Consider the following 23,959-nt stretch of genomic DNA (forward strand, 5'->3'; position numbering starts at 1 on the left):
CTCCCCACGGGGAGGCGCGCTACCCCTTCGCCTTGACCTCGCCCTTGAGCACGGAGTCCAGGTCGTAGTTGGCCGGTTCGTCGAGCTGCTCGTAGGTGCACGACGCGGTGTCGCGGTCGGGGCGCCAGCGGATGAACTGGGCGGTGTGGCGGAAGCGGCTGGGGTAGCCGCCCTCGGTGTGCTCGTAGGCGACCTCCACCACGCGCTCCAGGCGCAGCGGGACCCACGGCTGTTCGGTGGTGCGCCAGCGGCTGATGGAGCCCGGCATGCGCGAGGCGCCGTGGTCGGGGGTGTACCAGGGGTGCGCCTCGGCGCCGCCGGGGATCAGCTCGGCCATCTCCACCGCCAGCTCGCGGCGGCGGGCGGCGCTGAACGAGCCCACGACGCCGACGTGGTTGAGCGCGCCGGAGTCGTCGTAGAGGCCCAGCATGAGCGAGCCCACCGACTCGCCGGGCTCGGTGTCCTTGTACCAGCGCAACCCCGACACCACGCAGTCGGCGGTGCGGGAGTGCTTGAACTTGAGCATGGTGCGCTTGTTCGGGGTGTACGGGCCGTTCGGCTTGCCCATCACCCCGTCGAGGCCCGCGCCCTCGAAGATCGTGAACCACTGGCGGGCCAGGTCGGGGTCGGTGGTGGCCGGGGTCAGGTGCACCGAGGCGGAGTCGATGCCCAACCCCTCCAGGACGCGGCGCCGCTCGACGGCGGGGGTCTCGGTGAGGTCGTCGTCGCCCAGGGCGAGGATGTCGAAGGCGATGAACCGCGACGGGGTCTGCTCGGCCAGCAGGTTCACCCGGCTGGCGGCGGGGTGGATGCGCTCGGACAGCGCGTCGAAGTCCAGCTTGCCGTCGCGGTCGACGACCAGCTCCCCGTCGAGCACCACCCGCGGCGGCAGGGCGGCCAGCAGCGCCGCCTCGGCCTCGGGGAAGTAGCGGTTGAGCGGCTTGCCCGAGCGGGACTGGAGCACCAGCTCGTCGCCGTCGCGGAACACCAGGCAGCGGAACCCGTCCCACTTGGGCTCGAAGACCAGGTCCGCGCCGTCCGGGATGGACTTCGACGGCTTGGCGAGCATCGGTTGGACCGGCGGCGTCAGCGGTAGCTCCACGCGCCCATCCTGCACCGGAGGGGCAGGTCAGCGCACCCGCTGGCGCTCGCCGGAGCCCAGTTCCACCCGGACCGCGGTGGGCAGCGCGTCCACCCCCAGCGACTCGCGGGCCCGGCGCAGCACCGACTCGTCCAGCTCGCGCCACACCTGCTTGAGCCGGGTGCCCTCGTGCAGCCACACGCTCAGCCGCAGCGCGGGCGCCGACACCTCGCCCACCACGGTGGCCCTGGCCCGGCTCACCCCGTCGACCCGCTCGGCGTCGGCGGCGATCGCCGCGGCGATGGCGCCGGAGGTGACGACCAGGCCGCGGCCCGGTTCGTCGTCGAGGGCCAGGTCGGGGTGCCGCTCCGGGCGCAGCGCGCGCAGCGCGATCAGGACGCCCAGCACCAGCAGCACCACCCCGAGCACCACGGCGCCCACCCGGGCGGTGGTCTGCCAGGCGGTCAGCCGCTCGACGGCGATCGGGTCCAGCACCGGGCGCAGCGCGCGGAACGAGCCCAGCCAGCCCTGCCCGACGACCAGCGCGAGCGCGCCCGCGGCGAGGGCCAGCAGGCCGACCAGGCCGGTGAGGACGCGTTCGGCGCGGTAGGAGCGGGCCAGGGCGGCCACCGAGGGCGGGGTCATGAGCGGTCCCGGGGTGAGTCGACGACGACGGAGATGGCGGGCGTGCGCGCCAGCGGCAGGTCGGAGAGCACGTCCTCGACCACGGCCAGCAGGCGCGGCCGCAGCTGCTCCTCGGCCTCCAGCCTGCTGGTGGCGCGCACGCGCACCACGCGGGCGGTCGCGGTGACCGTGGCGCCGGTGACGTTGTCCTCGGCGCGCACCCGCAGCCCGATGATGCGGGCCAGCGAGCGCGGCGACGTGCGGACGGTGGTGCCCGGCGCCGGGTCGAGCAGCGCGATGTCCCGGCGGCGCGCGGTCAGGGCGACCAGCAGCAGCACCAGGCCCGCGGCGGCCACCACCCAGGCGGTGACCCGGACCTCGGTGCTCTGCCAGGTCAGCGCGGCCAACCGGTCGCGCCAGGCAGGCCACGGCACCAGCAGCGGGCCACCGGTCGGCCGGGCCCAGGTCCAGCCGACCTCCAGGGCCAGCAGCCCACCGGCGGCGGCGAGCGCCAGGCCGAGCAGGCAGGTCAGGATGCGGACGAGGACGCGCACCGGCTCACTCCACCCTCGCCCGGGGCGGCTCGGGCAGCAGCGCCGAGACCACCACGTCCACACCGACCACCCGGTAGGAGGTCAGCCGCTCCACCTCGGCGGTGACCCGGTCGCGCACCCGCGCGACCACGTCGCGGACCGGCGCCGGGTAGCGCAGCGCCAGGTCCACCCGCACCGACACCGACCCGCCCGCTCCGGTCACCGTCGCGCTCGCGCCGCGCGCCCCGGTCAGCGCGCGGGTGACCCGGGTGGTCCCGTCGGTGGTGTCGGCGGCCCGCTCGGCGATCTTGCGGACCACCGCCGGGTCGATGCGCAGCACGCCGCGCAGCTCCACCGCGTCGGCGGCGGGGTCGCCGCCGCCGCCGCGCGCCTGGTCGAGGACGTCGGTCAACGGTCCCGACCCCGGCCGCCGAACATGTCGGACACGTCCAGCTCGCCGTCGACGATGCGCCCGACGACCAGGCCGACGAAGCCGAGGGCCAACGTGATCACGAAGGCCAGGAAGCCCTGCGCGGCGGCCAGGCCCAGGACGAGGCCCGCGATGACGCCGGTCTGGGTAGCGTTCATGTCTCCCTCTCGAACCCTGCTGCCCGGGTCAGCGGACCCGGGGCTTGCGGAAGCGCCTGCTGTGCCACCGGGACACCCGGTCGACCAGGCCGCGCACCCCGCGCGGCCCGGTGGCGAAGACGACCGGGCCGTCGAACCGGTTGCCGCCGCCAGCGCCCTGGTCGTCCACACCGGACTCGGCGCGGAACCTGGCCAATCCTGCGACGAACTCGTCGTGGTCGCCACCCGCGTCCGGGTGCGCCCGCTTGACGAACGCCCGGAACTCCGCGCGCCCGCTCACCCGGCCACCCCGACAGCCCGGTCGGCGTGGGTAGGCGCGTCCGCGACGGCTGGGTCGGCGGGCACCGCCGCGCCCGCCGGGTCGGCGAGCGCGGCGGTGGGGTCGGTGCCGGTCACTCCACGCGGGAGGTGGCGGGCTGCTCGGCGGGCTCGTCCTCCGGCAGGTGGATGTCGTTGACCGAGATGTTGACCTCGATGACCTCCAGGCCGGTCATCCGCTCCACGGCGGTGATCACGTTGCGGCGCACCGCCCGCGCCAGCTCGACGATCCCCGCGCCGTACTCGACGACCACGTCGAGGTCGATCGCGGCCTGCTTCTCCCCGACCTCGACGGCCACGCCGGAGGTGGAGACGGTGCCCGCGCCGGGGATGCGCTCGCGGATGGCGCCGAACGCGCGGGAGACCCCGCCGCCGAGGGCGTGGACGCCCGAGACCTCGCGGGCGGCCATGCCCGCGATCTTCTGCACGACGCCCGAGGCGATGGTCGTCTTGCCCTGCGCCTGCTCGTCGGCCAGGCGGGCCGGGCTCACGCCGGTGCGGGTGGCCGGTGCGGTGTCGACGACCGGGTCGGTCGTGGTCGTGCTGGTGGTTGCCATGGTCGGCGGTCCCTTCCGTTCCCAGGTGTCCGACGCCCCGGGTCGCCTCCGGGGCCTCGCACACACTCGGATGCCACCCGCGCGCCGGATCTCTCGCCAAGTCACCCGGATGGGGGATAGGTCACGTCCTCGACCCGCACGTCGACCCTCGGCACCCGGGCGCCCAGGTGCGGTGCCAGCTCGGCCGTGACGAACGCCCGCAGCCGCTCGGCCAGCTGCCCCACGACCTCGCCGAACCGGATGGACAGTCCCAGCTCGACGGTGCCCGGCCCGGTGGTGACCGACCGCAGGTGACCGCCCCCGGCGGACAGGAACTCCACCGCCGCCGTGCGCGCCAGCAGCGCCACCACGCCGTCGGCCACCAGCAGGGCGCCGCCCTCCTGCGCCAGCTCGACGACCCCGCCCGTGCCGCGCACCGACCGCACGGCGGCCAGCGCCCGGTCGGCCAGCCCGGGGGGCGTGGCCACCGGCGCGGCGGCGGCCGCGCCCACGTCCGCCCACTGCGCCCGAGCCCGCGCGAGCACCGGGGCGCAGTGCGGGCAGCCCGCCGCGTGCGCGGCCAGTGCCCGGTCGCCGCCATCGACCGCCAGGCTGACCAGCGCGTCCCGGTCGGTGCCGCAGGGCAGGGGGTCCACCCCGCCGTTCACGACAGCGTCGTTCACCGCAGCTCCCCCAACCGGACCAGCAGCGCCGCCCGGGCCCGGTGCAGCCGCTTGTGCAGCACCGGCACGCTCACCTCCAGCACCCCCGCCACCTCCTCGTAGCTCAAGCCCTCCAGCTCGCGCAGCACCAGCGGCACGCGCTGGGTGGGCTCCAGCGTCGCGATGGCCCGGTGCACCGCACCGGCCCGCTCGCCCAGCAGCGCCCACGCCTCGGGCGACGGGCGGTCGTCGGCGGGCTCGGGTACCCCGTCCAGCGGCACGGTCACGCGCCTGCGGCGCAGGTGCGCCAGGGCGGTGTTGGTCACCACCCGGTAGAGCCAGGTCGAGGCCTTGGCCTCGCCCCGGAACCCGTCGCGGCCGCGCCACGCGGCGATCCAGGCGTCCTGCACCACGTCCTCGGCCTCGGCGGGGTCCCCGCACAGCCGCAGCGCGACCCGGTACATCCGGTCGGTGTGCGCGCGGACCAGTTGGTCGAAGGTCCTGGCGTCGAGCCCCACGCCGCCCTCAGCGCTCCCGCCGGTAGCGCAGCATCAGGTACCCGTCGTCGGACAGCACCGAGGCCAGGGCCATCCGCCGCGGGACCTCGACCGGGTCGCTGGTGGCGATCCGCCCCGCCCCGCCCGCGGCCAGCAGCGGCGCCACGGTCAGGCAGAGCTGGTCGACCAGGTCGGCGGCCACCAGGTCGCCGAACAGCCGGGGGCCGCCCTCGCAGCAGACCCGGCGCAGCCCGCGCTCGTCCAGCGCGGCCATCGCCCGGTGCAGGTCGAGGCGGTCGTCCCCCGCGACCACCACGTCCGCCCCGGCGTCGGCCACCGCGTCCCGGGCGGAGCGGTCGGCGGCCCCGGTGGTGATCACGATCGAGGGGACCAGCGTGTCGGTGAGCAGCGGCGAGTCCGGGGTGATGGAGCAGCGGGGGGTGACCACCGCGACCGGCGGCACCTCCGCGAGCCCGCGCGCGGCGCGCCGCCCGGTGCGCGTCTCCTTGCGCTTGACGCCGCGGTAGCCCTCGTCGCGGGCGGTCCCCCAGCCGACGAGGACGACGTCCGCGAGGTCGCGCCCGAGCGCGAACACCCGCTTGTCGCCGGGGCTGGACAGGCCGTCGGAGAGCCCGTCGACGGCGACCGCGCCGTCCGCGCTGGCGACGAAGTTGACCTGGACCCAGGGGCGGTCGAGGTCGTCCGGGTAGTCGTAGAGCGCCTCCAGGGTGGTGTCGTCCACCACATCGGGGGGTGTGTCTGGGGAGGATGGCCACAACCGGTGCACCCCGACAGCCAAGCACGCCACTACGCTGCCGGCATGCCCGCCGGGAAGCTCACCGACCGCCAGCCCGAGATCAGCCCCGACGAGCTGGTCGCCGAGCTGACCCCGCCGCCGCGCTTCGGCGACGTCCGGTTCGACACCTACGTGCCCAACCCGGACGAGCCCAGCCAGGCCGCCGCCGTCGAGTCCGGCCGCGCCTTCGCCGCGGCCGTGGGCGGGGCGGGGTCGGGCGGCGCGTCGGCGCCTGCCAGGTTGCTCAAGAAGGTCTTCGGCGGCCGGGGCGGGGCCGGGGCGGGCAAGCCGGGGCTCTACCTCGACGGCGGGTTCGGCGTGGGCAAGACCCACCTGCTCGCCTCGCTGTGGCACGAGGTCCCCGGGCCCAAGGCGTTCGGCACGTTCGTCGAGGTGACCAACCTGGTGGGGGCGCTGGGCTTCCGCGAGGCGGTGGCGCGGCTGTCCGGGCACCGGCTGCTGGCCATCGACGAGTTCGAGCTCGACGACCCCGGCGACACGATGCTGGTGACCCGGCTGCTCGCGGAGCTGACCGACGCGGGCGTGCACGTGGCGGCCACGTCGAACACGCTGCCGGACAAGCTGGGCGAGGGCCGGTTCGCCGCCGAGGACTTCCTGCGCGAGATCCAGGCGCTGTCGGCGCGGTTCGCCGTGGTGCGGGTGGACGGTCCGGACTACCGCCACCGCGGCCTGCCCGACGCGCCGGACCCGCTGGGCGACGCGGACCTGGCGGCGAGCGCGGAAGCGGTTCCGGGCTCCACCTTGGACGACTTCGACGCGCTGTGCGCGCACCTGGCCCGGGTGCACCCGTCGAAGTACGGCAAGCTCGTCGACGGCGTGGCCGCGGTGCACCTGCGCGGGGTGGCGCCGCTGTCCGGGCAGGACGTGGCGCTGCGCGTGGTCGCCTTCGCCGACCGGCTCTACGACCGGGCGGTCCCGGTGGTGGTCAGCGGGGCGCCGGTGTCAGAGCTGTTCACCGAGGAGATGCTGCGCGGCGGCTACCGCAAGAAGTACCTGCGGGCGATCAGCAGGCTGGTGGCGCTGTCCCGGGACGCGGCGTCGTTGCCGGGCCGCCCGGGCTGATCACCCGCGTCAGGTGCGGCGGCGGGTGGGGGTGGAGCCGTGCTCGTCGATCAGGGCCCAGACCGAGACGCCGCCGGTGCCCCCGGCCGCGCGCGCGCCGGACTGCCTGCGCGCCCCCCGGGGCGCGGGGTCGCCGGTGTCGGAACCGCCTGAGGAACCGAGTTCCTGGCTGACCTGGTCGAAGATGGGTGTGTCGGTCACCGCCGTCCTTTCCGTCGCGGGAGGCCGCGGGGGCTGCACTGCCAGGCTACGCACCGTACGCCCCCCACCCGCGGCGCCGCACGGTGGTCCCCTCGCCACAACGGGTGAACGGGGCGGGGAACTCGCTACGCTGCGGCGTTTCCCGAGCGAGGGGCGCCTGACCGCGCGTCGCCCACAGGCCGCACGGTAGCCGGGAACCGGTCCAGCGCCGCCGCGATTGTGACCACTGTCCCGATCGCCCAGAACGCCGCGCCCAAGCAGTCGGTCGGGTAGTGGTAGTCGTGGCCGACGATCCCGGCCGCGGCGACGGCGGTGAGGCCCGCTGCCGCGAGCCCCATCCGCAGCGCGGTGCGGCCCCGGTGCTCGGCCGCGCTCACGGCGATCACCACGACGGCGGTCAGCACGGCGACGAGCGTGCCCGTGTGCCCGCTGGGATACGCCAGGTATCCGTTGTGCGTGCGGTCGAACAGCGGTTTGAGCACGGCGGTGTTGACCCCGGCGGTGACGACCGGCGCCGCGACCACCAGCAGCGCCGCCCTGGGCCTGCGCAGCCGCAGCGCCACCGCGGCCACGCAGAGCACCATGGCCAGGATCGCCAGCGGGTGCGTCGCGTAGGTCAGCGGCACCACCACGCCGGGCAGCGCGCGGGAGGAGTCCCGCGCCGCGCCCATCAGCGCCGCGTCCAGCGCCCCCGCCCGGTCCTGTCCGGCGAACGGCAGCCCGACCAGCACCACCGCGGCCCAGCAGGCGAGGACGAGTCCCCACCAGCGCCCGCGCACCAACCGCTGCTCCACCCGCACCACGATGCCAGAACCCGCGCCGGTCCGGAGTGGACGGACGAGTCCGCTAGGCCAGCGGGTCGGCGTAGGTGATCCTGGCCAGCTCCGCCGCCACGTCGTAGCCCGGGGCGGGCGGGCGCGGGTCCAGCTCGCGCAGCGTCTCCAGCAGGATGTTCGCCACCGCCCAGTTGCGGTACCACTTGCGGTCGGCGGGCACGACGTACCAGGGCGCGGCCGTGGTGGAGCAGCGCTCCAGGGCGGCGGCGTACGCCTCCTCGTACAGCGGCCACTTCGCGCGGGCGGCGAGGTCGGACGGGTCGTACTTCCACTGCTTCGCCGGGTCCTCCAGGCGCGAGATCAGCCGCTCGCGCTGCTCGTCCGGGGAGATGTGCAGGAACACCTTCACCACGGTGGTGCCCGCGGCGGCGAGCTCGGCCTCGAAGTCGTTGATCGCGGTGTAGCGGGCCTCCCACACCTCGCGCGGCACCAGCTCGTCGACGCGGGCGATGAGCACGTCCTCGTAGTGCGAGCGGTCGAACACGCCGATGCGCCCCGGCGCGGGCACCTGCTTGCGGACCCGCCACAGGAAGTCGTGCCGCAGCTCCTCCCGGGTGGGCTTGCCGAACGCGGCCACGTGCACGCCCTGCGGGTTCACCAGCGAGAACACGTGGTGGACGGTGCCGCCCTTGCCGGAGGTGTCCATGCCCTGGAGCACCAGCAGCACGCTGCGCCGCGCCTCGGCGAACAGGTGCTCCTGCAGCTCGCTCAGCTCGGCACCGGTGGCCACCAGGTCCTCGGCCGCCTCGGCCTTGGTGGAGGGGCCCACGGGGGTGTCGCGGGGCGTCAGGTGCAGGCCCGCCCCGGGGCGCACGCGCAGGGCGTCGCGCACCGCGGGTGCCGTCTTCTTCGCCATGGCCTCAGCCTAGACAGGGTCGCGCAACGAACGCGCGCGGCAGGGGCCGGGCGCGCAACGAATGCACGCCACAAGCAACGCCCGACGGATGATTCCGGCGCCGGGGGCGGCTTAGCCTTGGGGGCATGACCGCTACCGCCCCCACCGCAGCGAGCGCGCAGCAGCACGTCGACCTGGCCGACCAGTGGAGCACGCACAACTACCACCCGCTGCCGGTGGTGGTCGCCGAGGCCGACGGCGCCTGGGTCACCGACGTGCGCGGCAAGCGGTACCTGGACCTGCTGGCAGGCTACTCGGCGCTCAACTTCGGCCACCGCCACCCGGCGCTGGTCGGCGCCGCCGTGGAGCAGCTGGGCAGGCTCACCCTCACCAGCCGCGCCTTCCACCACGACCAGTTCGGCCCGTTCTGCCAGGAGCTCGCGGAGCTGACCGGCACCGAGATGGTGCTGACGATGAACACCGGCGCCGAGGCCGTCGAGTCCGCGATCAAGGTCGCGCGCAAGTGGGCGCACCAGGTCAAGGGCGTGCCGGTGGACACCGCCGAGATCATCGTGGTGGGGGACAACTTCCACGGCCGCACGACCACGATCATCTCCTTCTCCACCGACCCCGACGCGCGCACCGGCTTCGGCCCGTTCACCCCCGGCTTCACCGTGGTGCCCTTCGGGGACGCGGCGGCGCTGGCCGCGGCGATCACCGAGCGCACCGCGGCGGTGCTGGTCGAGCCGATCCAGGGCGAGGCGGGGGTGCGCGTCCCGCCGACCGGCTACCTCGCCGAGGTGCGCCGGGTGTGCGACGCCAACGACGTGCTGTTCATCGCCGACGAGATCCAGTCCGGCCTCGCCCGCACCGGCACCCTGTTCGCCCTCGACCACGAGGGCGTGCGCGCCGACCTCTACACCCTGGGCAAGGCGCTCGGCGGCGGCGTGCTGCCCGTCTCGGCGGTCGTCGGCCGCCGCGACGTGCTGGGCGTGCTGCGCCCCGGCGAGCACGGGTCCACCTTCGGCGGCAACGCGCTGGCCTGCGCGGTCGGCCGCGCCGTGGTGCGGCTGCTGTCCACCGGCGAGTTCCAGGACCGGTCGAAGGTCCTCGGCGCGCACCTGCACGACCGGCTCGGTGAACTGGTGGGCCGCGGCGTCAGCGCCGTGCACGGCCGCGGCCTGTGGGCCGGGGTCGACCTCACCTCGATGACCGGGCGCCGGGCCTCGGAGGCGCTGATGGAGCGCGGCGTGCTGTGCAAGGAGACCCACGGGAGCACCCTGCGCATGGCCCCGCCCCTGGTCGTCACCGAGGCGGAGATCGACTTGGGCGTCGACGCCCTGGCCGCCGTCCTGTCCTGACCCGGCGGCGGCGCGAGCCGCCGCCCCCGAAGCCGATGGCCCGCCCCGACCCGGGACGGGCCATCGGCGTCCCGGGGGAACCGCTTCCCCGTACCGGGGGAGTGACACGCCCGTTCACCAGGCACGAAGATCAGGCGTCCCAACGAGGGGGCGTCGAGGGGGGCAGGGGAGTGCGCGAGACCACCTACGCGGAGTTCGTCCCGGCGGTGGCCAAGGCCGCCGTCGCGGAGCTGGCGCCCGACGAGCTGGCGCTGTTCGACCCGGTGGCGGCGGAGTTCGTCCGCGACCCGGACCGGGTGCTCGACGGGCGGCCCCGGGCCGGGCAGGTGCTCGGGTCCGGCATCGAGACCGTCGTGGCCGCGCTGACGCCGATCGCCCTGGGGGTGGGGGCGTCGGTGTACCAGCACGTGCTGGACAAGGCGGGCGAGTCCCTGGTGGACAAGGGGCAGGGCGTGCTGCGCAAGGTGTTCCGGCGCAAGCCCGCGGCGCTGCCCGCCGACCAAGTGGCCGCCGCGGTGCTGAACACCGCCACCCGCGTGGAGGTGCACGCGGTGGTCGTGGCGCGGGCGACCGAGCTGGGCATGACGGCCGAGGACGCGGAGAAGCTGGCGGAGGCGATGATCGCCGCGATGCAGCGCGCCGGGTGAGGGCGCCCGCGGGCACCGCGTTCCGGTTCGGCACCCTCGTCGCCCTGGCGGTCGTGCTGGCCGCGCAGGTCGCCGGGCAGTTCGCGGGGACGTGGCGGCAGGACGTGCTGCCATCGGCGCGCTGCCAGGTGCTCGCAGGCGTCTCCCCGGCCGACTGGCTGGGCGATGCCCCCGGGCAGGCGGCTTACGCGGAGTGCGAGTCGACCCTGGTCGGCACCCGGCTGGCGTGGACGGCCGGGTGGTTGGCCGTGCTGGCGGTGGTGGCGCTGGCCGTCTACCTGCTGCTGCCCCGCTGGCGGGTGCGCCGCGACCGCTTGGTGCCGCTGCGCTCGGTGGCGCCGGTGTGGCAGGAGGTCGGCGCCACCCTGGAGGCGCTGGTGGCCAGGGCGGGCGTGCGCCGGGCGCCGGAGTTCCTGCTCGACCCGGTGCGCCCGACCGCGGGCGGGCTCGCCTTCGGCACCCGCGGGCGGCCCCGGGTCTGCCTCGACCGGGGCCTGGTGCAGCTGCACGGACGCGACCGGGCCAGCTTCGAGGCGGTCGTCCTGCACGAGCTCGCCCACCTGCGCCACGGCGACGTGCCGACCACCTACGCCACGATCGCCCTCTGGCGCGCCGTGCTGGCCGTCGTCCTGGTGCCGTACCTGGCGGTGTTCCTGCACCCGCCGCTGACGACCGCCGACCCGTGGCGCCTGCCGGACTGGTCGGCCCTCACCGGGATCGGGCTGGTCATCCCCGGCACGGTGCTGGCCATCACCGGTTTCGCCTTCGCCGCCCGCACCTCCATCCTGCGCGCGCGGGAACTGCACGCCGACGCCCTCGTGGCGCGGTGGACGGGCGACACCGAGCCCTACCGGGCCCTGGTCGAGCGCCCGCGCGGCCGCCTGCGGGCACTGCTGGCGCCCCACCCGCCGACCCCGGTGCGCGCGGCCGCGCTGCTCGACCCGCGTGCCGCCACCCGCCCCGGGTGGTGGGAGGTCGCGCTGGCCGCGCTGGCCGTCCAGCTGCTCGTGCCGATGGTCTGGACGTTCCTGGTCAGCGTGCGGGAGGGCGACACGCGGGTGTTGCGCCTGGGGTGGTCGCTGCTGGTCGGCGTGCTGGTGTGCGTGGTGGCCTGGCGCGCCGCGGTGGGCGGGTCTGCCCGGCTGGGGCTCAAGCCCGCGTCCGGCCTGGCGGTGGGGCTGCTGGTCGGCACGCTCGCGGACTTCCGCGTGCTCCTGCTGCCGCACCGGGGCCTGTGGGCGCTGGTGCTGGCGCACGTCCTGCTCGCGGTGACGGCCGTGCTGGTGTGCTGCTGGGCCGTGTGGTGCGCGCGGCTGCTGTCCTCGGCGCGGCCGCTGGTGTGGGCGCTGACCGGCGTGGCCGTGCTGTTCGTCGTCCACGCCTGCCTGGGCTCGTGGCCGGAGGCCGTGGTCGCGGACCAGGTGTACGAGCGGCTGGTGGCGCCCTCGGTGCGGCACTGGCGGGACGTCGCCGCCGCTGTCGACTGGCTGCCGGGCAGCGCCGCGGTGCTCACCGGCGCGACCCTGCCGTTCGTGCTGACCACCGACCGGGTGGTGAGCGGCATCGGGCTGGCGCTGCTGTGGCTGGTCCCGCTGCTGCTGGCGGGCAGGCGCGCACCGGCCGGGTTCGCGGCGCTGACGGGGCTGTGCGCGTCTGCCGCGGTCGTCGTCGCGGTGCTGGGGCTGCGGTTGCTCCCGCACGCGGCGACGGGCCCGGACCAGGTGCTCGTCCTCTCGGCGTGGGAGCTGGCCGCGGTGGTGGTCGGGCAGGCCGCGGCGGGTGCGGTGGCGCTGCGCCGAGGGCTGGCCCCCGGGCTGCTCGCCGCGTGGGTGGTGGGCCTGGTCGGCTGCGGGGTCCTCTGGGCGGCGCACTTCCTGGGCGGACCTGCCGGGTCCGGCGACTCGGTGCTGGCCGCCCGCCCGTTGCAGCTGCTGCCGTTCACGGGGACGGTCGTGGTGCTGCTCGCCGCCGCCCTCCGGCGGTCGCGGCGGGCCGGGGCCGCGCCGCGCAGGCCGGTGTTCGTGCTGGGCGTGGTCGCGGTCGTGTCGGTGCTCGCGCTGTCCTGGTGGCCCAAGGCCCCGGCGTCCACCGCGCTGCTCGCCGAACCCGCCCCGCCTGTGGTCGACGCCGATTCCGCGTTGGACACGTGGTTGCAGGGCGGTGGGTTCGCCGCCATGCAGTCCGCGGCGACGACGCTGGTCACCTACTCCGACGCCGTGCGGGCAGGGCAGCTCGACGGCATCGTCTCCGCCTGCGTGGACGTGGCCGCGGCCGCGTCGCGCGCCCGCCCCTACCCGCCGCCCGAGCAGGCGCGGGAGTTCCGCGACCACTGGTCGGCGGCCGTGGCGGCGATGGCGTCCGGCGCGGGCAAGTGCGTGCGGTCGCTGCGCGCGGGCGCGGGCCCGGACGTCGCCCGCGACGGCGCGCTGGACCTCAACCGGGCGAGCGACGAGCTGGTCGCCGCCTTCCGGATGATCACCGGCTGACCGCGGCCCGCCCCGGACCGGGGCGGGCCGACCGGTCACCGCAGCGCGGGGATCACCTCGTCGCCGTACGCGGCGAGGGTCTTCTCCTTGTCGTCGTGCATCAGGTACAGCGAGAACTGGTCCACGCCCAGCTCCTTGAGCTCCTGCAACCGCTCCACGTGCGCCGCGGCGGGCCCGACCAGGCAGAACCGGTCGACGATCTCGTCCGGCACGAAGTCGGTGCTGGGGTTGCCCGCCTTGCCGTGGTGGGCGTAGTCGTAGGACTCCCGGCCCTTGATGTAGTCGGTCAGCTCGCGGGGCACCGGGCCGGAGTCGCCGTAGCGCTCCACCAGGTCCGCCACGTGGTTGCCTACCATGCCGCCGAACCAGCGCAGCTGGTCGCGCTGGTGGGCCAGGTCGGTGCCCACGTAAGCGGGCGCGGCCACGCACACGGTGATGCCGCCGGGGTCGCGCCCGGCCTCCCGAGCGGCCGCGCGCACCGAGTCGATCGTCCAGCGGGCGATGGCCGGGTCGGCGGTCTGCAGGATGAAGCCGTCGGCGTGCTCACCGACCATCTTCAGCGCCCTGGGCCCGTAGGCGGCCATCCACACCTCCAGCCGCCCGTCGCGCACCCAGCCGATGCGCACCGGGGAGCCGTGGTGCACGACCTCCCGGCCCTCGGCCAGCTCCCGGATGACGTGCATCGCCTCGCGCAGCACGGCCAGCGACGCGGGCTTCTGCCCGATGACCCGGCGCGCCGAGTCGCCCCGGCCGATGCCGCACACCGTGCGGTTGCCGTACATGTCGTTGAGCGTGGCGAACAGCGACGCGGTCACCGACCAGTCGCGGGTGCTGGGGTTGGTGACCATCGGGCCGACCACCAGGGTGGAGGTCTTGGCCAGGATCTGCGAGTAGATGACGAACGGCTCCTGCCACAGCACGCACGAGTCGAACGTCCAGCCGTGGCTGAAGCCCAGCCGCTCGGCCTCCACCATGAGCCCCACGACGTCGGCCGCCGGGGGGTCGGTCTGCAGGACAACTCCGAAGTCCACGCGGGCCTCCCTAGACCAGGTACTGCGACAGGTCGCGCTTGAGGAACCGGCCGTGGCCGGGCTTGCCGTGGAACTCCCCGGCGGCGATGACCACCGCGCCCCGGGACAGCACCGTCTCCACCGCGCCGGTGATCTCCAGGCCCTCGTAGGCGGAGTAGTCGACGTTCATGTGGTGGGTCAGCGCGGAGATGGTCTGCTTCGCCGCGGGGTCGTAGACCACGACGTCGGCGTCGGCCCCCGGCGCGATCACCCCCTTCCTGCCGTGCAGGCCGAACATCCGCGCGGGCGTGGTGGAGCAGACCTCCACCCAGCGCTCCAGGGTGATCTCCCCGGTGACGACCCCCTGGTGCAGCAGGTCCATCCGGTGCTCGACGCCGGGGATGCCGTTGGGGATCTTGGAGAAGTCGTCGCGACCCAGCTCCTTCTGGTCCTTGAAGCAGAACGGGCAGTGGTCGGTGGACACCACCGACAGGTCGTTGGTGCGCAGCCCGCGCCACAGGTCGGCCTGGTGGTCCTTGCTGCGCAGCGGCGGCGAGGCCACGTACTTGGCCCCGTTGAAGTCCGGTTCGGCCATGTTCTCGATGGACAGGTAGAGGTACTGCGGGCAGGTCTCGGCGAAGACGTTCTGCCCGGTGTCGCGCGCGGCGGCCACGGCTTCGAGGGCGTGCCGCGCCGACAGGTGCACGATGTAGAGCGGCGAGCCGGTGACCTTGGCCAGGGCGATCGCCCGCGACGTCGCCTCGCCCTCCAGCTCCGGCGGGCGGGTGATGCTGTGCTCCACCGGGGCCGTGCGGCCCTCGGCAAGCGCTTGCGCGACCAGCTGGTCGATCGCGATGCCGTTCTCCGCGTGCATCATGACCATGGACCCGGTGGCGCGGGCCTGCTGCATCGCCCGCAGGATGTCGCCGTCGGTGGAGTAGAACACCCCGGGGTAGGCCATGAACATCTTGAAGCTGTTCACCCCGGCGTCGATGCACGGCTGCATCTCCTTGAGGCTGTGGTCGTCCACCTCGGAGATGATCATGTGGAAGCCGTAGTCGACCGCGCAGTTGCCATCGGCCTTCGCGTGCCAGGTGTCCAGGGTGGACAGCAGGGACGTGCCGCGCGCCTGCACCGCGAAGTCGATGATCGTCGTGGTGCCGCCCCACGCCGCCGCGGTGGTGCCGGTGGCGAAGGTGTCGTTGGAGAACGTCCCGCCGAAGGGCATCTCCATGTGCGTGTGCGCGTCGATGCCGCCGGGGATGACGTACTTGCCGGTGGCGTCGATGGTGCGGTCGGCCCCGGTGACCAGGCCGGGGGTGGTGACCGCGGTGATGAGCTCGTCGTCGACCACCACGTCAGCGAGCGCGCGGCCGGTGGCGTTGACGACGGTGCCGCCCGTGATGACGGTGCGCATGGGGGCTCCCTTCAGGGGCGGGTGAGCGGCTCGTAGGCGTCCGGGCGCCGGTCCCGGTAGAACTGCCACAGGTCGCGCACCTCGTCGAGCAGGCCCATGTCCAGGTCGCGCACCACCACCTCGTCCCCGGTGTCGGAGGCGGCCTCGCCCACCAGCTGCCCGCGCGGGTCGGCGAAGTAGGTCTGGCCGTAGAAGTCGTTCTCGCCCAGCGGCTCCACGCCCACCCGGTTGATCGCGCCGACGAAGTACTCGTTGGCCACCGCGGCGGCGGGCTGCTCCAGCCGCCACAGGTACTGCGACAGGCCGCGGCTGGTGGCCGACGGGTTGAACACGATCTTGGCCCCGGCCAGGCCCAGCGCCCGCCAGCCCTCGGGGAAGTGCCGGTCGTAGCAGATGTAGACGCCGATGCGGCCCACCGCGGTGTCGAACACGGGGTAGCCGGTGTTGCCGGGGCGGAAGTAGAACTTCTCCCAGAACCCCTTCACCTGCGGGATGTGGGTCTTGCGGTACTTGCCCAGGTACGTGCCGTCGGCGTCGATCACCGCGGCGGTGTTGTAGTAGACGCCCGCCTGCTCCTGCTCGTACATCGGGGCGACGATGACGATGCCGTGCCGCTCGGCCACCTCGCAGAGCAGCTTCGTCGTCGGCCCGTCGGGGATGGCCTCGGTGTAGGAGTAGTAGTCCGCGTCCTGCACCTGGCAGAAGTACGGCCCGTAGAACAGCTCCTGCAAGCACACCACCTGCGCGCCCTGGGAGGCGGCGGTGGCGATGTGCGCCACGGCGGCGGCGATCATCGACTCCTTGTCACCGGTCCACTTCTGCTGGACGAGTGCGGCCCGGACGGTGTCAGCCACGGGCATCTCCTTCCACCTGGGGGAGCGCGGCGTCGTGCGCCCGCTCCCGCTCGGACATCGACAGGACGGTGTGCAGCACCAGGGCGACGGCGAACCCGACCGCCCAGTTGTAGTCGTAGAGGGGCTTCAGCGGCGGGATCAGCCCGTCCGCGGGGAACGGGCCGCCGTAGGCCCCGCCCACGGCGAGCACGGCGCCGACCACCGTGGACACCAGGGCCTTGACGTTCCAGCCGCCGGTGAACCAGTAGCGGCCGCCGCCGTCGGCGTAGAGGTCGGCCACGTCGAGCTTGGTGCGCAGGGTGAACCAGTACCCGGCGACCAGCACGCCCGCGACCGCGGCCAGCACGCCGCCGTAGAAGCCCAGCCACGCGAAGATGTAGATGCTCGGGTCGGAGATCAGCCGCCAGGGCATGATGACCACGCCGATGACGCCGGTGATGAGCCCGCCCACGGCGAAGGTGATGCGCTTGGGGAAGGCGTTGGAGAAGTCGTAGGACGGGCTGACGACGTTCGCGGCCAGGTTGCACGACACCGTCGCCAGCACCAGCGCGACCAGCGCCAGCACCACCAGCACCGGGCTGTCGAAGCGGGCCGCGAGCTGCGCGGGGTCCCACAGGTCCTCGCCGTCGCCGTAGAGCAGCTGCCCGCCCGAGGTGGTGAGGATCGCGACGACGGCGATGAACGTCATCGTCGTGGGCAGCCCGAGGATCTGCCCGCGCACCTGCTTGGCCTGGCTGCCGCCGAAGCGGGTGAAGTCCGGCATGTTGAGCGACAGGGTGGCCCAGAACGCGATCATCGCCATCAGCGAGGGCGCGAACACCGTCCAGAACTCCGAGCCCCAGCCCAGCTTCGACGGCGCGGCCAGGATCGGCCCCAGCCCACCAGCCTTGACCAGCACGTAGCCCATGAGCACCAGGAAGCCGACCGACACCAGCGGCGCCGTCCAGTTCTCGAACCGGCGGATGGCCTCCATGCCGCGCCAGATCAGCACCATCTGCACGACCCAGAACAGCAGGAAGCACAGCCACAGCGTCCACGGGTGGCCCGCGACCTCACCGGCGCCCACCCACGCGCTGCCCACCAGCTTGCCGACGATGACGTTGAGCGCCTGCCCGCCCACCCAGGTCTGGATGCCGAACCAGCCGCAGGCGATGAGCCCGCGCAGGATCGCGGCGAAGTTCGCCCCGCGCACCCCGTAGAAGGCGCGGGCGAACACCGGGAACGGGATGCCGTACTTGGTGCCCGCGTGGCTGTTGAGCAGCATCGGCACCAGCACGACGATGTTGCCGATCATGATGGTCATCAGCGCCTGCACCCAGTTCATCCCGAGCGCGATCAGCGACGCGGCCAGGGTGTAGCTGGGGATGTTGTGCGCCATCCCCATCCACAGGGCGAAGTAGTTGTAGGTCGTCCACGTCCGCTTCTCGACCGGGACCGGGGCCAGTTCGTCGTTGGTGAAGCGGCTGCCCGCGATGGCCGCGCGGTCGGTGAGGTCGACCCGGCCGTCGGGGTGGGTGGTCTGCCGGGATAACGGGGTCTGCTCTGCGGTCGCCATGGTGTGCGCTCCGATGATCCGGGATCAGAGTTCCATCCCGGCATCCAACGGGGGAGCGCGCCACCGGGGGCAGTGTCACTTTGTGCGCGCTTCGGCGACAACCAGCACACCCTGACGATTGCGCTCGTGCGGTGCGGTGTGCTGGGGCGGCGGTGTTACACCATCGACATCCCGGTGTCACCGTACCGCAGGCACCAATGCGTTGCGGCTACCCGGGTGCATGCTCCGAGTGGTCGCTTCACCCCGATCGGGTTAGTGCCAGTCCGACTGTTCGCGGATCTCCCACGCGAGCAGTGCCACGTGGAGTGACTGCACCGACTCCGCGTCCTCCAGCGACACGCCGAGCACCTGCTCGATGCGCGCCAGCTGCTGGTAGTAGGCCGTCCTGGACATGTGCGCCGCCGCGGCCGCCGCCGACTTGTTCCCACCGTGCGCGCAGTAGTGCCGGAGGGTTTCCAACAACCGGCTGCCGTGGGCGGCGTCGCGCTCCACCAGGGCGCCCAGCTCGCGGTCGGCGAACGCGGCCACCCGGTCGTCGTCGGCCAACAGGTGCAGCAGCCCGCGCAACCGCACGTCGGACAGGCGGTGGAACGGCTTCGGCGCGGCCGAGCGCAGCGCCGCCTGCGCCACGTGCGCGGCCTCCACCAGCGAGCGCCGCGCACCCGCCACCCCCCGGGCCGTGGTCCCCGCCGCGAGCACGACGGGGTGCGGGAACTCCTGGGACAACCGGCGCAGCACGCTGTCGGAGTCGGCCGCCGGGGTCAGCGAGAGCAGCGCCCGGACGCTGGTGTCGTCGACGATGCCCACCAGCGCCGACACCCTGGCCCGGCGCACGGCCAGCGCGGTCGCCTCGGCCAGGTCGCGCAGCAGCTCCGCGGTGGCCATCGCCGGGGCCGTGCCCATCGACGACGGGCGCACGCACACCCCCACCAGCAACCGGTCCTGCAACGGCACGCCCAGCGCCGCGGAGCGGGCCACCAGGTCCGGCGGGGCGGCCGTGGCCAGCAGCTCGGTGAGCAGCGTCCGGTGCGCGTGCCGCTCCAACCCCTCGCGCTCGCGGGCGGCCAGCCGGTGCAGCGCCAGCGCCGAGGCGGCCCGCTCCGCGATCACCACGTGCCGGTGCGCGGGTTCACCGGGGCACAGCAGCACCAGCCGCCCCCAGTCGTTGCCGCGCGCGCCCACCACGGTGACCAGCCAGCCCGCGTCGGCGTGGTAGCCGGTGCGCTCCGACAGCGCCACCGCCTTCGACCGCCGCGACCAGTCGGCCAGCAGCTCAGCGGCCTGCCCGCCCGCGGTGTCGTAGGCGAGCACGTCGTGGCCCAGGGTCTCCAGCACCACCGGCATCCCCGCCGAGCGCACCACCTCGCGCAGCACCTCGGCGGGCTCGGCGCCGGAGACCGTCAGCGCGGTGAACGCCTCGTGCACCTCCTCGGCCGCGCGCAGCTCCGCCAGCTGCGCGTCCACGATCAGCCCCACCACCGCCTCGGTGACCGCGACGAACCGGGTCTCCCTGGCCAGCGACACCAGCGGCAGGCCGCGCCGCTCGGCCGCGGCCGCCAGCGCGGCGGGCAGCGCCCGGTCCCAGTGCCGGACCAGCTCCACCACCAGCCCGGAGGCGCCGACGTCGGCCAGCTCGTCGACGTAGCGGGTGAGCGCCACCGGGTCGTCGGGCAGCGCGATGCCGGTGGTGAGCACCAGCTCGCCGCCGTGCAGCAGGGTGGCGATGTCCGCGATCTCCGCGGCGTGCACCCAGCGCACCCGCCCTGGCAGGCCTGCGGCGCCCGCCACCACCGCGGGCGCGCCCCGGCGCACCGCGGGCAGGGCCAGGACCTGCGAGACCGTCGGGTACACCGGCGCTCCTCTCCGCGCGCGCCGAGCAGGACCGCGGTCCCGCGCGCGGGACACACTGTAAGCCCGCGCGGCCCCGGACGGCACAGTTTGTCCATGGTGCCGCGCGGGCGCGGCGGTCACACTCGCGACCATGGCCGACACCGAGCAGGTCCCGCTGATCGACCGCCACCGGGCCGTCATGCCGAACTGGCTGGCCCTCTACTACGCCGACCCGATCGAGGTCGCCAGCGCCTCCGGCAGGCACGTCACCGACGCGGGCGGCACCACCTACCTGGACTTCTTCGCGGGCATCCTCACCAACGCCATCGGCTACGACGTGGCCGAGATCAGCGACGCCATCCGGCGCCAGCTCGACACCGGCGTGCTGCACACCTCCACCCTCTACCTCATCCGGCAGCAGGTGGAGCTGGCCGAGCGGATCGCCGAGCTCTCCGGCATCCCCGACGCCAAGGTGTTCTTCACCAACTCCGGCACCGAGGCCAACGAGACCGCCCTGATGCTGGCCACCCAGCACCGGCGCAGCAACCAGGTCCTGGCCCTGCGCAACTCCTACCACGGCCGCGCCTTCGGCACGGTCGGCATCACCGGCAACCGCGGCTGGTCCACCAGCTCGCTGTCCCCGGTGAAGGTCAGCTACGTGCACGGCGGGTACCGCTACCGCAGCCCCTTCGGCCACCTGCCCGACGACGAGTACATCGCCGCCTGCGTGGCGGACCTGCGCGACATCCTGGAGACGACGACCTCCGGCGACGTCGCGTGCATGATCGTCGAGCCGATCCAGGGCGTCGGCGGGTTCAGCTCCGCCCCTGACGGGCTGTTCCGGGAGTTCAAGCGGGTCCTCGACGAGACCGGCATCCTGCTGGTGTCCGACGAGGTGCAGACCGGGTGGGGCCGCACCGGCGAGCACTTCTGGGGCATCTCCGCGCACGGGGTCACCCCGGACGCGATGACCTTCGCCAAGGGCCTGGGCAACGGCCTGGCCATCGGCGGGCTGGTGGCCAGGGGCGAGGTGATGGACAGCTTCACCGCCAACTCCATCTCCACCTTCGGCGGCAACCCGGTGGCCACGGCGGGGGCGAGCGCGGTGCTGGACTACCTGCTCGACAACGACCTGCAGGGCAACGCCGCCAAGCTGGGCGACCGGCTCCTGGACGGGCTGCGCGGCATCGCGGAGGACAACCCCGTGGTCGGGGACGTGCGCGGCAAGGGGTTGATGATCGGCGTCGAGCTGGTCGAGCCGGGCAGCACGACGCCGAGCCCCGCCGCCGCGCTGACGGTGCTGGAGGAGACGCGCAAGCACGGGCTGCTGGTGGGCAAGGGCGGGCTGCACAACAACGTCATCCGCCTCGCGCCCCCGATGACGGTGACCGAGGACGAGGTGGACCAGGCGCTCGACGCCCTGCACCGGGCCATCGCGACGGCGGGGGAGGCCCGGTGAAGGCGATCACGCACTGGATCGGCGGCAAGCCGTGGTCGGGCACCGCCGCCCGCACCGGCGACGTGCACGACCCGGCCACCGGCGAGGTCACCGGGCGGGTCGACTTCGCCGAGCGGTCCGAAGTGGACGAAGCGGTGGCGGCGGCGCGGGCGGCCTACCCGGAGTGGCGCGACGCCTCGCTGGCGCGCCGGTCGTCGGTGCTGTTCGCCTTCCGCGAGCTGCTCAGCGCCCGCAAGGACGACCTGGCGGAGGTCATCACCGCCGAGCACGGCAAGGTGCTCGACGACGCGGGCGGGGAGGTGCAGCGCGCCCTGGAGGCCGTCGAGTTCGCCTGCGGCGCGCCCGCGCTGCTCAAGGGCGGCTTCAGCGGCAGCGCCTCCAGCGGGGTGGACGTGCACTCCGCGCCGCACCCGCTGGGCGTGGTCGGGGTCATCTCGCCGTTCAACTTCCCGGCGATGGTGCCGCTGTGGTTCATCCCGAACGCGCTGGCGTGCGGGAACGCGGTGGTGCTCAAGCCGTCGGAGAAGGACCCGTCGGCGGCGCAGTTCCTCGCGGAGCTGTTCGCGGAGGCGGGGCTTCCCGCGGGCGTGCTCACCGTGCTGCACGGGGACAAGGTCGCCGTGGACGGGCTGTTGGAGCACCCGGACGTCGCGGCCATCTCCTTCGTCGGCTCCACCCCCGTCGCCCGCTACGTCTACGAGACCGGCACCCGGGCGGGCAAGCGCGTGCAGGCGCTCGGCGGGGCCAAGAACCACATGGTCGTGCTGCCCGACGCCGACCTGGACGTGGCCGCCGACGCGGCGGTCTCGGCGGGCTTCGGGTCGGCGGGGGAGCGGTGCATGGCGGTGTCCGCCGTGGTCGCGGTGGGCCCGGTCGGTGACGACCTGGTCGCGCGCATCGCGGAGCGGGTGGCCCGGCTGCGCGTCGGGGACGGCCGCCGGGGCTGCGACATGGGTCCGCTGGTGACCGCCGCGCACCGGGACAAGGTGCTGTCCTACGTGGAGGCCGACGAGGGCGCGGTGCTCGCCGTCGACGGCCGCGGGCACGCCGTGGACGGCGCCGAGGGCGGGTTCTGGCTCGGCCCGACGCTGTTCGACCACGTGCGCCCGGACATGCGGCTCTACCGCGACGAGATCTTCGGGCCGGTGCTGTCGGTGCTGCGCGTCGACACCTACGACGAGGCGGTCGCGCTGGTCAACGCCAACCCCTACGGCAACGGCGCGGCGCTGTTCACCGCGAGCGGTGCCGCGGCCCGGCGGTTCGAGGCGGACGTGGAGGTCGGCATGGTGGGCATCAACGTGCCCATCCCGGTGCCGGTGGGCTACTACTCGTTCGGCGGGTGGAAGGACTCGCTGTTCGGGGACACGCACGCCTACGGCCCCGACGGCCTGCACTTCTTCACCCGGCCCAAGGTGGTCACGACCCGCTGGCCCACGCGGTCCACCGTCGACCTGGGCTTCCCCCGCAACACCTGACCCACCCGCCGGGGGCGGACGTCGCTGTGCCCGAGCCCCCAGGGGTGGCGGGGCTCGGGCACGGTGACGAAGTCCGGGGTCGACCGGGGGTCAGCTGATCTTGGCGACCACCTCCTTCGCGGTGTCGATGGGGATCGAGAACCCGATGCCGACGCTGCCCGCGGCGCCGTCGGAGCCGGTGACCGGCGAGTAGATGGCGGAGTTGATGCCGATGACCCGGCCCGCGGTGTCGAACAGCGGACCGCCGGAGTTGCCCTGGTTGATCGAGGCGTCGGTCTGCAACGCCTTGTAGGACACCCCGCCGCCCTGCCCGGAGAACCGGTCGCTCGACCGCTCCGAGCCGATCGTGACGTCGCGGTCGAGGGCGCTGATGATGCCGGTGGTGACGGTGCCCTGGAGCCCGCCCGGCGAGCCGATGGCGATGACCTCGTCACCGACCCGGACCGAGGACGAGTCGCCCAGGGTGGCGGCGGTGAGCCCGCTGACGCCCTCGGCCTGGATGACCGCGAGGTCGGCGCCGGTGTCGGTGCCCACCACCGACGCCGGGGCGGTCTTGCCGTCGGAGAAGGTGACGGTGATGTCGCGAGCGCCCTCGACCACGTGGTTGTTGGTGAGGATGCGCCCGTCGGCGGTGAGCACGACGCCCGAGCCGATGCCCTCGGCGTTGCCGGTGCGCACGGTGATCTGCACGACGCTCGGCATGACCTTGGTGACGACGGCGGACACGTCCACCGCGGAGGTGTCGGCCACCGGCGCGGCGGTGGCTGACGTGGTGGTCGGGGCCGCGGTGGTGGTGCTGTCCGACCCGATCCAGGCGCCCACCCCACCGCCGACCAGCCCCGCGCCCAGCACCGAGGCCGCCACCACGGCGACCGCGCCCCGGCGGAACCGGTTCGGCTGCTTCGCGGGCTGCTGCTGGTAGAACGCGGGCATCGGCTGGCCGTAGCCGCCGGTGCGCGGGGCCTGGTGCGCGGCCCCGGCCATGGCGGGCTCGCGCACCTGTTCGCCCTCGCGCCCGGGGACCTGCGCCGCCGGGTAGCGGTACTGGCCGGGGTGCGCGGCCGGGGGGACCTGGCCAGGCCGACCCTGCCAGGGCTGGCGCGGTGCCTGCCAGGCGGTGTTCGGGTGTCCCTCGCCCTCGCGGGGCGGCTGCTGCGATCCGGGGTTCGTCATGGCATGAACAGTGGTCCCCGATCTTGAGAGCAAGCTGTGGACCAGCGAGGGATTCGCCAAGAGACGGGGATCACCCCGGCACCGCTCCCGGCGGCTGGGACC

Annotated in this window: 25 protein-coding genes; 6 read left to right on the plus strand and 19 right to left on the minus strand. The window is 74.2% G+C overall.

What is annotated here, in order from left to right; all coding sequences use genetic code 11:
• Positions 1-19 precede the first annotated feature (19 nt).
• The 10 genes from BJP25_RS03000 to BJP25_RS03045 all read right to left on the minus strand — a co-directional run bounded on the left by BJP25_RS03000 (position 20) and on the right by BJP25_RS03045 (position 5,626).
• Positions 20-1,102: an ATP-dependent DNA ligase gene (locus BJP25_RS03000; protein ID WP_075973219.1), complete on the minus strand. Its 1,083-nt coding sequence runs from the start codon at positions 1,100-1,102 to the stop codon at positions 20-22.
• 27 nt (positions 1,103-1,129) lie between these two features.
• Positions 1,130-1,726 (minus strand): hypothetical protein, encoded by a 597-nt coding sequence (locus BJP25_RS03005; RefSeq protein ID WP_075973220.1) that lies wholly within the window; start codon positions 1,724-1,726, stop codon positions 1,130-1,132.
• Positions 1,723-2,259, minus strand: a complete 537-nt coding sequence (locus BJP25_RS03010) for a DUF6286 domain-containing protein (protein ID WP_075973221.1) — start codon at positions 2,257-2,259, stop codon at positions 1,723-1,725. Before BJP25_RS03010 ends, BJP25_RS03005 begins: the two co-directional genes overlap by 4 nt.
• 4 nt (positions 2,260-2,263) lie before the next feature.
• Positions 2,264-2,650, minus strand: a complete 387-nt coding sequence (locus BJP25_RS03015) for an Asp23/Gls24 family envelope stress response protein (protein ID WP_084793621.1) — start codon at positions 2,648-2,650, stop codon at positions 2,264-2,266.
• Positions 2,647-2,826 carry a hypothetical protein gene (locus tag BJP25_RS03020; protein WP_075973222.1) on the minus strand — a complete coding sequence of 60 codons (180 nt, stop codon included), beginning with the start codon at positions 2,824-2,826 and terminating at the stop codon, positions 2,647-2,649. The genes BJP25_RS03015 and BJP25_RS03020 overlap by 4 nt, the downstream gene beginning before the upstream one ends.
• A gap of 28 nt (positions 2,827-2,854) precedes the next feature.
• Positions 2,855-3,106: a hypothetical protein gene (locus tag BJP25_RS03025; protein WP_075973223.1), complete on the minus strand. Its 252-nt coding sequence runs from the start codon at positions 3,104-3,106 to the stop codon at positions 2,855-2,857.
• A 112-nt stretch (positions 3,107-3,218) separates the two neighbouring features.
• Positions 3,219-3,701, minus strand: a complete 483-nt coding sequence (locus tag BJP25_RS03030) for an Asp23/Gls24 family envelope stress response protein (RefSeq protein WP_075973224.1) — start codon at positions 3,699-3,701, stop codon at positions 3,219-3,221.
• 101 nt (positions 3,702-3,802) lie between these two features.
• Positions 3,803-4,363, minus strand: coding sequence for an Asp23/Gls24 family envelope stress response protein (locus tag BJP25_RS03035; RefSeq protein ID WP_084793622.1), 561 nt, complete (start codon positions 4,361-4,363; stop codon positions 3,803-3,805).
• The gene (locus BJP25_RS03040) at positions 4,360-4,806 is read right to left on the minus strand and encodes an RNA polymerase sigma factor (protein ID WP_084793647.1); all 447 of its coding nucleotides are present in this window, start codon (positions 4,804-4,806) and stop codon (positions 4,360-4,362) included. Before BJP25_RS03040 ends, BJP25_RS03035 begins: the two co-directional genes overlap by 4 nt.
• 61 nt (positions 4,807-4,867) lie before the next feature.
• Positions 4,868-5,626, minus strand: coding sequence for a pyrimidine reductase family protein (locus BJP25_RS03045; protein WP_075973225.1), 759 nt, complete (start codon positions 5,624-5,626; stop codon positions 4,868-4,870).
• Between the two features lie 33 nt (positions 5,627-5,659).
• Here BJP25_RS03045 and zapE point away from each other — a divergent pair, with 33 nt between their 5' ends.
• A complete protein-coding gene (zapE, locus tag BJP25_RS03050) occupies positions 5,660-6,718 on the plus strand; it encodes a cell division protein ZapE (RefSeq protein WP_075973333.1) in 1,059 nt (352 codons plus the stop codon).
• 9 nt (positions 6,719-6,727) lie between these two features.
• Here the strand turns inward: zapE and BJP25_RS03055 are convergent, their stop codons facing one another.
• The 3 genes from BJP25_RS03055 to BJP25_RS03065 form a co-directional block, all read right to left on the minus strand.
• On the minus strand, positions 6,728-6,919 hold the full coding sequence (locus tag BJP25_RS03055; RefSeq protein WP_075973226.1) for a hypothetical protein: 192 nt from the start codon (positions 6,917-6,919) through the stop codon (positions 6,728-6,730).
• 125 nt (positions 6,920-7,044) lie between these two features.
• Positions 7,045-7,713, minus strand: a complete 669-nt coding sequence (locus BJP25_RS03060; RefSeq protein ID WP_143218853.1) for a phosphatase PAP2 family protein — start codon at positions 7,711-7,713, stop codon at positions 7,045-7,047.
• Between the two features lie 52 nt (positions 7,714-7,765).
• Positions 7,766-8,611: a polyphosphate kinase 2 family protein gene (locus BJP25_RS03065; RefSeq protein ID WP_075973227.1), complete on the minus strand. Its 846-nt coding sequence runs from the start codon at positions 8,609-8,611 to the stop codon at positions 7,766-7,768.
• Between the two features lie 125 nt (positions 8,612-8,736).
• Between BJP25_RS03065 and rocD the strand changes: the two genes are divergently transcribed.
• From rocD to BJP25_RS03080, 3 genes are all read left to right on the plus strand, one after another.
• Positions 8,737-9,951, plus strand: a complete 1,215-nt coding sequence (rocD, locus tag BJP25_RS03070; RefSeq protein ID WP_075973228.1) for an ornithine--oxo-acid transaminase — start codon at positions 8,737-8,739, stop codon at positions 9,949-9,951.
• Positions 9,952-10,121: 170 nt separating this feature from the next.
• Positions 10,122-10,598, plus strand: coding sequence for a hypothetical protein (locus tag BJP25_RS03075; RefSeq protein WP_075973229.1), 477 nt, complete (start codon positions 10,122-10,124; stop codon positions 10,596-10,598).
• A complete protein-coding gene (locus BJP25_RS03080) occupies positions 10,595-13,084 on the plus strand; it encodes a M48 family metallopeptidase (RefSeq protein ID WP_075973230.1) in 2,490 nt (829 codons plus the stop codon). Before BJP25_RS03075 ends, BJP25_RS03080 begins: the two co-directional genes overlap by 4 nt.
• A 35-nt stretch (positions 13,085-13,119) precedes the next feature.
• On the opposite strand, the gene BJP25_RS03085 is transcribed toward BJP25_RS03080, so the two are convergent.
• The 5 genes from BJP25_RS03085 to BJP25_RS03105 all read right to left on the minus strand — a co-directional run bounded on the left by BJP25_RS03085 (position 13,120) and on the right by BJP25_RS03105 (position 19,771).
• Positions 13,120-14,115: a TIGR03842 family LLM class F420-dependent oxidoreductase gene (locus BJP25_RS03085; protein ID WP_075973231.1), complete on the minus strand. Its 996-nt coding sequence runs from the start codon at positions 14,113-14,115 to the stop codon at positions 13,120-13,122.
• Between the two features lie 10 nt (positions 14,116-14,125).
• Positions 14,126-15,511 carry a dihydropyrimidinase gene (gene hydA / locus BJP25_RS03090; protein ID WP_075973232.1) on the minus strand — a complete coding sequence of 462 codons (1,386 nt, stop codon included), beginning with the start codon at positions 15,509-15,511 and terminating at the stop codon, positions 14,126-14,128.
• 11 nt (positions 15,512-15,522) lie between these two features.
• Positions 15,523-16,365, minus strand: a complete 843-nt coding sequence (locus BJP25_RS03095) for a nitrilase-related carbon-nitrogen hydrolase (RefSeq protein WP_075973335.1) — start codon at positions 16,363-16,365, stop codon at positions 15,523-15,525.
• Positions 16,358-17,920 carry an NCS1 family nucleobase:cation symporter-1 gene (locus BJP25_RS03100; RefSeq protein WP_075973233.1) on the minus strand — a complete coding sequence of 521 codons (1,563 nt, stop codon included), beginning with the start codon at positions 17,918-17,920 and terminating at the stop codon, positions 16,358-16,360. The genes BJP25_RS03095 and BJP25_RS03100 overlap by 8 nt, the downstream gene beginning before the upstream one ends.
• 252 nt (positions 17,921-18,172) lie before the next feature.
• Positions 18,173-19,771, minus strand: coding sequence for a PucR family transcriptional regulator (locus BJP25_RS03105; protein WP_075973234.1), 1,599 nt, complete (start codon positions 19,769-19,771; stop codon positions 18,173-18,175).
• A 130-nt stretch (positions 19,772-19,901) separates the two neighbouring features.
• Between BJP25_RS03105 and BJP25_RS03110 the strand changes: the two genes are divergently transcribed.
• Positions 19,902-21,209 (plus strand): aspartate aminotransferase family protein, encoded by a 1,308-nt coding sequence (locus tag BJP25_RS03110; RefSeq protein WP_075973235.1) that lies wholly within the window; start codon positions 19,902-19,904, stop codon positions 21,207-21,209.
• Entirely contained in the window at positions 21,206-22,684 is a 1,479-nt protein-coding gene (locus tag BJP25_RS03115) for a CoA-acylating methylmalonate-semialdehyde dehydrogenase (RefSeq protein WP_075973236.1), read from the plus strand. The genes BJP25_RS03110 and BJP25_RS03115 overlap by 4 nt, the downstream gene beginning before the upstream one ends.
• 90 nt (positions 22,685-22,774) lie before the next feature.
• On the opposite strand, the gene BJP25_RS03120 is transcribed toward BJP25_RS03115, so the two are convergent.
• Positions 22,775-23,668, minus strand: a complete 894-nt coding sequence (locus tag BJP25_RS03120; protein ID WP_075973336.1) for a S1C family serine protease — start codon at positions 23,666-23,668, stop codon at positions 22,775-22,777.
• Positions 23,669-23,959: the final 291 nt, after the last annotated feature.

The sequence above is a fragment of the Actinokineospora bangkokensis genome (genome assembly GCF_001940455.1).
GTDB lineage: Bacteria > Actinomycetota > Actinomycetes > Mycobacteriales > Pseudonocardiaceae > Actinokineospora > Actinokineospora bangkokensis.